Origin of the sequence: Bradyrhizobium erythrophlei (genome assembly GCF_042430365.1) — a bacterium.
In the GTDB taxonomy this organism is placed as follows: domain Bacteria; phylum Pseudomonadota; class Alphaproteobacteria; order Rhizobiales; family Xanthobacteraceae; genus Bradyrhizobium; species Bradyrhizobium erythrophlei.
In genome coordinates this window covers 49,485-56,182 of record NZ_JBHMET010000130.1, presented here as the reverse complement: position 1 = coordinate 56,182, position 6,698 = coordinate 49,485, and the positions used below count along the sequence as shown (strand labels likewise).

Genomic DNA, 6,698 nt, shown 5'->3' with positions numbered 1-6,698 from the left:
CTGTGGTCCTACCCCCGTGCTTTTTGTTGCACGGGACCCATGGGTGCAATCGGCACCCGGTCTTCCCTGCGCCCTCTGCAAGTGGAGAGGGTGGAACGGCACACAGGACTCGGACGATTCACGTCGCGAGAACGCGGACGTGCATCCTCATCGCTGTTTGAAAATTGAATCAGAAATCTCATCCCGTCATTGCGAGGAGGAAAGCGACGAAGCAATCCATGCTTCAGCAAGCGGAAATATGGATTGCTTCGCTTCGCTCGCAATGACGAATGCGCCGTCCGGGCCAAGCCCGGGACGACACCTGGGTCAGTTAGGGCCCTACCGCGGCAGGTCCGTCTTCCCCATCAGGAACGTGTCGATCGCGCGGGCGCAGAGTCGGCCCTCGCGGATCGCCCACACCACCAGCGACTGGCCGCGGCGCATGTCGCCGGCGGAGAACACGTTGGGGCGCGAGGTCTGGTAGTCCTGCAGATTGGCGCGGACGTTGCCGCGCTGGTCGAGATCGACCGCGAGCGTCTTCAACAGGCCCTCATGCACGGGATGGACGAAGCCCATCGCCAGCAGCACGAGCTCGGCGTCGAGGGTGAACTCGGTGCCCGGCAGCGGCTTGAACTTGTCGTCGACCTTGACGCAGTGCAGCTTCTTGACCTTGCCGTCAGTGCCTTCGAACTTCGTCGTCAGCACCGCGAATTCGCGCACCGCGCCTTCGGCCTGGCTCGAGGACGTGCGCATCTTCAGCGGCCAGTTCGGCCAGGTCACGCCCTTGTTCTCGTGCTCGGGCGGCGCCGGCATGATCTCGAGCTGGGTCACCGACTTCGCGCCCTGCCGGAACGAGGTGCCGATGCAGTCCGAGCCGGTGTCGCCGCCGCCGATCACCACGACATGCTTGCCGCCGGCGAGGATGTCGGCGGCGCCGTTCAGCGGTTCGCCGGAAACGCGGCGGTTCTGCTGCGGCAGGAAGTCCATCGCGTAATGGATGCCCTGGAGATCGCGGCCGGGGATCGGCAGGTCGCGCGGAGCCTCCGCGCCGCCGGTCAGCGCCATCGCATCATATTCGTTGACCAGGTCGCGCGGGTCGATCGCGCCGGCATCGGTGCCGCCGACCGGCTTGCCATAGTGGAAGGTGACGCCCTCGGCTTCCATCTGCGCGACGCGGCGGTCGATGATGCCCTTCTCCATCTTGAAGTCGGGAATGCCATAGCGCAGCAGGCCGCCGGCCTTGGCGAACTTCTCGTAGACATGCACGTCGTGACCGGCGCGCGCGAGCTGCTGCGCGCAGGCCATGCCCGCCGGGCCCGAGCCGATCACCGCGACCTTCTTGCCGGTCTTGGCGGCCGCGATCTCCGGCTTCACCCAGCCATTGTCCCAGGCGCGGTCGACGATCGCGCATTCGATCGTCTTGATGGTGACCGGGTTGTCGTCGATGTTGAGCGTGCAGGACGCCTCGCACGGCGCCGGGCAGATGCGCCCGGTGAACTCCGGGAAGTTGTTGGTGGAGTGCAGATTGCGCGCGGCCTCTTCCCAGTTGCCCTGATAGACGAGGTCGTTGAAGTCGGGGATCTGGTTGTTGACCGGGCAGCCGGGCGTACCCGGCTGAGCCGAGCCGGTGCCGTGGCAATAGGGGATGCCGCAATTCATGCAGCGCGCGGCCTGATCGCGCGTGTCCTTCTCGCTGAGCGGAATGACGAACTCGTTGAAATGCTTCAGCCGCTCATCCACCGGCGTGTACTTGCGATCGTGACGCTCGATGTCGAGGAAACCCGTGATCTTGCCCATTAACCTTGACGTCCCTGCATCCATCTTGGCCTCATCGATTAAGACGGCGCACGCGCCTCCTTACTATGAGGAATGTCCAGTCTTTCCCCCATCCCTCAAGAAGCGGCGCTCGCGCGCCGCGTTCCGACGGATGAGTTGGTTCGTTACGCGACCCCGATCGCGATTTTCGGCTCGGCGTCGGCGTTCGCCTTCATTTCCTTCAGGGCGCGGCGGTACTCCACCGGCATCACCTTGCGGAATTTCGGCAGCCAGGCCTTCCAGTTGGCGAGGATCTCCGCCGCCTTCTTCGAGCCGGTCAGCTTGGCGTGGCGCGAGATCAGCACGTGCAGCCGCTCGACGTCGGATTCCAGCAGGTTCTGGAACACGTCGACCCGGCCATGCGCCTCGAGATCGCCGGAGTGATGATAGGTGTCGGCGTTGATCAGCTCCTCCGACAGCACCGGCTCAAGCTCGACCATCGAAAGGTTGCAGAGCTTGGCGAAGTCGCCGGCCTCGTCCAGCACATAGGCGATGCCGCCGGACATGCCGGCCGCGAAGTTGCGCCCGGTCTTGCCGAGCACGACCACGATGCCGCCGGTCATGTACTCGCAGCAATGGTCGCCGGCGCCTTCGACGACCGCGACCGCGCCGGAATTGCGCACCGCGAAGCGTTCGCCGGCGATGCCGCGGAAGTAGCATTCGCCCGCGATCGCGCCATACATCACGGTGTTGCCGACGATGATGGAGTCCTCGGGCACGATGCCGGAATTCGCCGGCGGCTTGACGATGATGCGGCCGCCGGAGAGGCCCTTGCCGACATAGTCGTTGCCTTCACCCTCGAGCTCGAAGGTGACGCCCGACGCGAGCCATGCGCCGAACGCCTGTCCTGCCGTGCCATTCAGGCCGACATGGATGGTGTCGAGCGGCAGGCCGGCATGGCCGTAGATCTTGGCCACCGCGCCCGACAGCATCGCGCCGGCGGAGCGGTCGGTGTTGTTGATCTCTTCCTCGATCCGGACCGGCGCGCCGCGATCGAGCGCGGCCTGCGCCTTCTCGATCAGCCGACGGTCGAGCACGGCGTCCAGGTGATGGTTCTGGGCTTCCGAGTGGTAGATCTTCTGGCCCTTCTCCTCCTTCTGCCGCACGAACAGCTTGGAGAAGTCGAGACCCTTGGCCTTCCAATGCGAGACCAGCGCGGTCTGGTCCAGCATCTGGACCTGGCCGATCATGTCGTCGAACGTCTTGTAGCCGAGCTGCGCCATGATCTCGCGGACTTCCTCGGCGACGAAGAAGAAGTAGTTGATGACGTGCTCGGGCTGGCCGGTGAAGCGCTTGCGCAGCACCGGATCCTGGGTGGCGACGCCGACCGGGCAGGTGTTGAGGTGGCACTTGCGCATCATGATGCAGCCCGCCGCGATCAAGGGCGCGGTGGCGAAGCCGAACTCGTCGGCCCCGAGCAGCGCGCCGATCACGACGTCACGCCCGGTGCGGAAGCCGCCGTCAACCTGGACCACGATGCGGCTGCGCAGCCGCTCGCGCACCAGCGTCTGGTGGGTTTCGGCGAGGCCAATCTCCCACGGCGAGCCCGCGTGCTTGATCGAGGTCAAGGGCGAAGCACCGGTGCCGCCCTCGAAGCCCGCGATCGTGACATGGTCGGCGCGCGCCTTGGCGACGCCGGCGGCAACCGTGCCGACGCCGACTTCGGAGACGAGCTTGACCGAGACCTGGCCGTCCGGATTGACGTTCTTGAGGTCGTAGATCAGCTGCGCGAGGTCTTCGATCGAGTAGATGTCGTGGTGCGGCGGCGGCGAGATCAGGCCGACGCCCGGCGTCGAATGCCGCACGCGCGCGATGGTCGCGTCGACCTTGTGGCCGGGCAACTGGCCGCCTTCGCCGGGCTTGGCACCCTGCGCCATCTTGATCTGCATCATGTCGGAGTTGACGAGGTACTCCGTCGTCACACCGAAGCGGCCCGAGGCGACCTGCTTGATCGCCGAGCGCATGCTGTCGCCGTTCGGCATCGGCTTGAAGCGGTCGGCTTCCTCGCCGCCTTCGCCGGTGTTCGACTTGCCGCCGATCCGGTTCATGGCGATCGCGAGCGTGGTGTGCGCCTCGCGCGAGATCGAGCCGAACGACATCGCACCGGTGGCGAAGCGCTTGACGATCTCCTTGGCCGGTTCGACGTCCTCGAGCTTGACGGGCTTGCGCTTGTCGTCCTCGGCGTTCTTGATCCGGAACAGGCCGCGCAGCGTCAGCAGACGCTCGGACTGCTCGTTGAGGATCTTGGCGAAGGCGCGGTAGCGCTCCAGCGAGTTGCCGCGGACGGCATGCTGCAGCGTCGAGACCGATTCCGCGGTCCAGGCATGATCCTCGCCGCGGGTGCGGTAGGCATATTCGCCGCCGACGTCGAGCGCGCTCTTGTAGACCTGCGCGTCACCGAACGCGTCGGTGTGGCGCCGCACCGTCTCCTCGGCGATCTCGGCGAGGCCGACGCCCTCGATGCGGGTGTGGGTGCCGACGAAGTACTTGCCGACGAAATCCGCCTTGAGGCCGACCGCGTCGAAAATCTGGGCGCCGCAATAGGACTGGTAGGTCGAGATGCCCATCTTGGACATCACCTTGAGCAGGCCCTTGCCGATCGACTTGATGTAGCGCTTGACGATCTCGTAGTCGTCGAGCCCGCCGGGGAACCTGTCCTTCATCGCGAGGATGGTTTCGAACGCGAGATAGGGGTTGATCGCCTCGGCGCCGTAGCCGGCGAGGCAGGCGAAGTGATGCACCTCGCGCGGTTCGCCGGATTCGATCACGAGGCCGACCGAGGTGCGCAGGCCGGTGCGGATTAGATGATGATGCACGGCGGCGCAGGCGAGCAGCGACGGGATCGGGATCCGGTCCGTGCCGGTCATGCGGTCGGACAGGATAATGATGTTGATGCCCTCGCGCACCGCGCCCTCGGCGCGCGCGCAGAGCTCGTCGAGCACCTGCTCCATGCCCGCCGCGCCGAAGCCGGCGTGGAAGGTGGTGTCGAGCGTGCGCGACTTGAAATGGGTCGCGGCGACGTCGGAGATCGAGCGGATCTTCTCGAGGTCCGCATCGGTCAGGATCGGCTGACGCACTTCGAGGCGCTGGGTCGAGGCGAGGCCCTGCAGGTCGAACAGGTTCGGCCGCGGCCCGATGATCGAGACGAGGCTCATCACGAGCTCCTCGCGGATCGGGTCAATCGGCGGGTTGGTTACCTGCGCGAAGTTCTGCTTGAAATAGGTGAAGAGCTGCTTGGGCCTGTCCGACAGCGCCGAGATCGGCGTGTCGTTGCCCATCGAGCCGGCGGCTTCCTCGCCGGTCGCCGCCATCGGCGTCATCAGGATGTTGATGTCTTCCTGCGAGTAGCCGAACGCCTGCTGCCGGTCCAGGAGCGGCAGGTTGGAGCGGACGCCCTTGGCCGGCGCGTCCGGCAGCTCTTCGAGCACGATCTGGGTGCGATGCAGCCAGTCGCTGTAGGGGTGGCTCTTGGCGAGATCGGCCTTGATCTCGTCGTCGGGAATGAGGCGGCCCTGCTCGAGGTCGACGAGCAGCATCTTGCCGGGCTGCAGCCGCCACTTGGTGACGATCTGCTCCTCCGGAATCTTCAGCACGCCCATTTCGGACGCCATCACGATGCGGTCGTCCTTGGTGACGAGATAGCGCGCCGGACGCAGGCCGTTGCGGTCCAGCGTCGCGCCGATCTGGCGGCCGTCGGTGAAGGCGATCGCGGCCGGGCCGTCCCACGGCTCCATCAGTGCGGCGTGATATTCGTAGAAGGCGCGGCGCTGCTCATCCATCAGAGGATTGCCGGCCCACGCTTCCGGAATCATCATCATGACGGCATGCGGAAGGGAATATCCGCCCTGCACCAGGAATTCGAGCGCGTTGTCGAAGCAGGCGGTGTCGCTCTGGCCCTCATAGGAGATCGGCCACAGCCGGCTGATGTCCTTGCCGTAGAGCTCCGAATGCACAGATGCCTGCCGCGCCGCCATCCAGTTGACGTTGCCGCGCAGCGTGTTGATCTCGCCGTTATGGGCGATCATCCGGTAGGGATGCGCCAGCGACCAGGTCGGGAAGGTGTTGGTCGAGAAGCGCTGATGGACGAGGGCCAGCGCGCTCTCGAAATCCTTCTCGTGCAGGTCGGGGTAATACTTGCCGAGCTGGTCGGCGAGGAACATGCCCTTGTAGATCACGGTGCGGCAGGAGAACGAGCACGGGTAATAGCCGGCCATGCCGCGGTCGCGGCGCTGATAGATCGCCTGCGAGATCGACTTGCGCAGGATGTAGAGCCGGCGCTCGAAATCGTCGTCGGTCTTGGCGACGCCGTTGCGGCCGATGAAGACCTGCATGTGGTAGGGCTCGGTCGGCTTCACGGTGACGCCGAGCGAGGAATTGTCAGATGGCACGTCGCGCCAGCCGAGCAGCTTGAAGCCCTCGTTCTTGATTTCGTCGGCGATGATGCTCTTGATCACGTTTCGCCACGCCGCATCGCCGGGCATGAACAGCGCGCCGATGGCATAGTCGCCGGGCTTGGGAAGCTGGAAGCCGAGCTCGGCGGCCTTGCGCGAGAAGAAGGCGTGCGGGATCTGCACCAGGATGCCGGCGCCGTCGCCGAAGCGCGGATCGGCGCCTACCGCGCCGCGATGCTCGAGATTGCAGAGGATGCTCAGCGCGTCGGAGACGATCTGGTGCGACTTCTTGCCCTTGATGTTGGCGATGAAGCCGACGCCGCAGGAGTCCTTCTCCAGGGTCGGGTCGTAGAGGCCTTCGGCCTGCGGGCGCCAGGTGTGCAATTCAGGAGTGTGGAGCTCACGCGCGGTTTCGGCGGGTTTCGAGTCCGCGGTCGCCGACAGCGTTTCTGTCACGATGGTTTCGCGCTCGAATTCCGACCCGCTCATGTGTTCTCTCCCTTCCGTAAGGGG

2 protein-coding genes are annotated in these 6,698 nt (G+C 65.5%); both read right to left on the bottom strand.

Going from position 1 to position 6,698, the window contains the following annotated elements; genetic code table 11:
• Positions 1–318: 318 nt before the first annotated feature.
• Positions 319–1,776, bottom strand: a complete 1,458-nt coding sequence (locus tag ACFFWD_RS20130; RefSeq protein ID WP_376968231.1) for a glutamate synthase subunit beta — start codon at positions 1,774–1,776, stop codon at positions 319–321.
• Positions 1,777–1,919: 143 nt separating this feature from the next.
• Positions 1,920–6,674, bottom strand: a complete 4,755-nt coding sequence (gene gltB / locus ACFFWD_RS20125) for a glutamate synthase large subunit (protein WP_376968230.1) — start codon at positions 6,672–6,674, stop codon at positions 1,920–1,922.
• Positions 6,675–6,698 lie beyond the last annotated feature (24 nt).

What these genes read in the sequence shown, in the direction of transcription:
- ACFFWD_RS20130 (WP_376968231.1), bottom strand. Translation starts at nt 1,776, where the DNA reads ATGGGCAAGATCACGGGTTTCCTCGACATCGAGCGTCACGATCGCAAG.
- gltB (WP_376968230.1), bottom strand. Translation starts at nt 6,674, where the DNA reads ATGAGCGGGTCGGAATTCGAGCGCGAAACCATCGTGACAGAAACGCTG.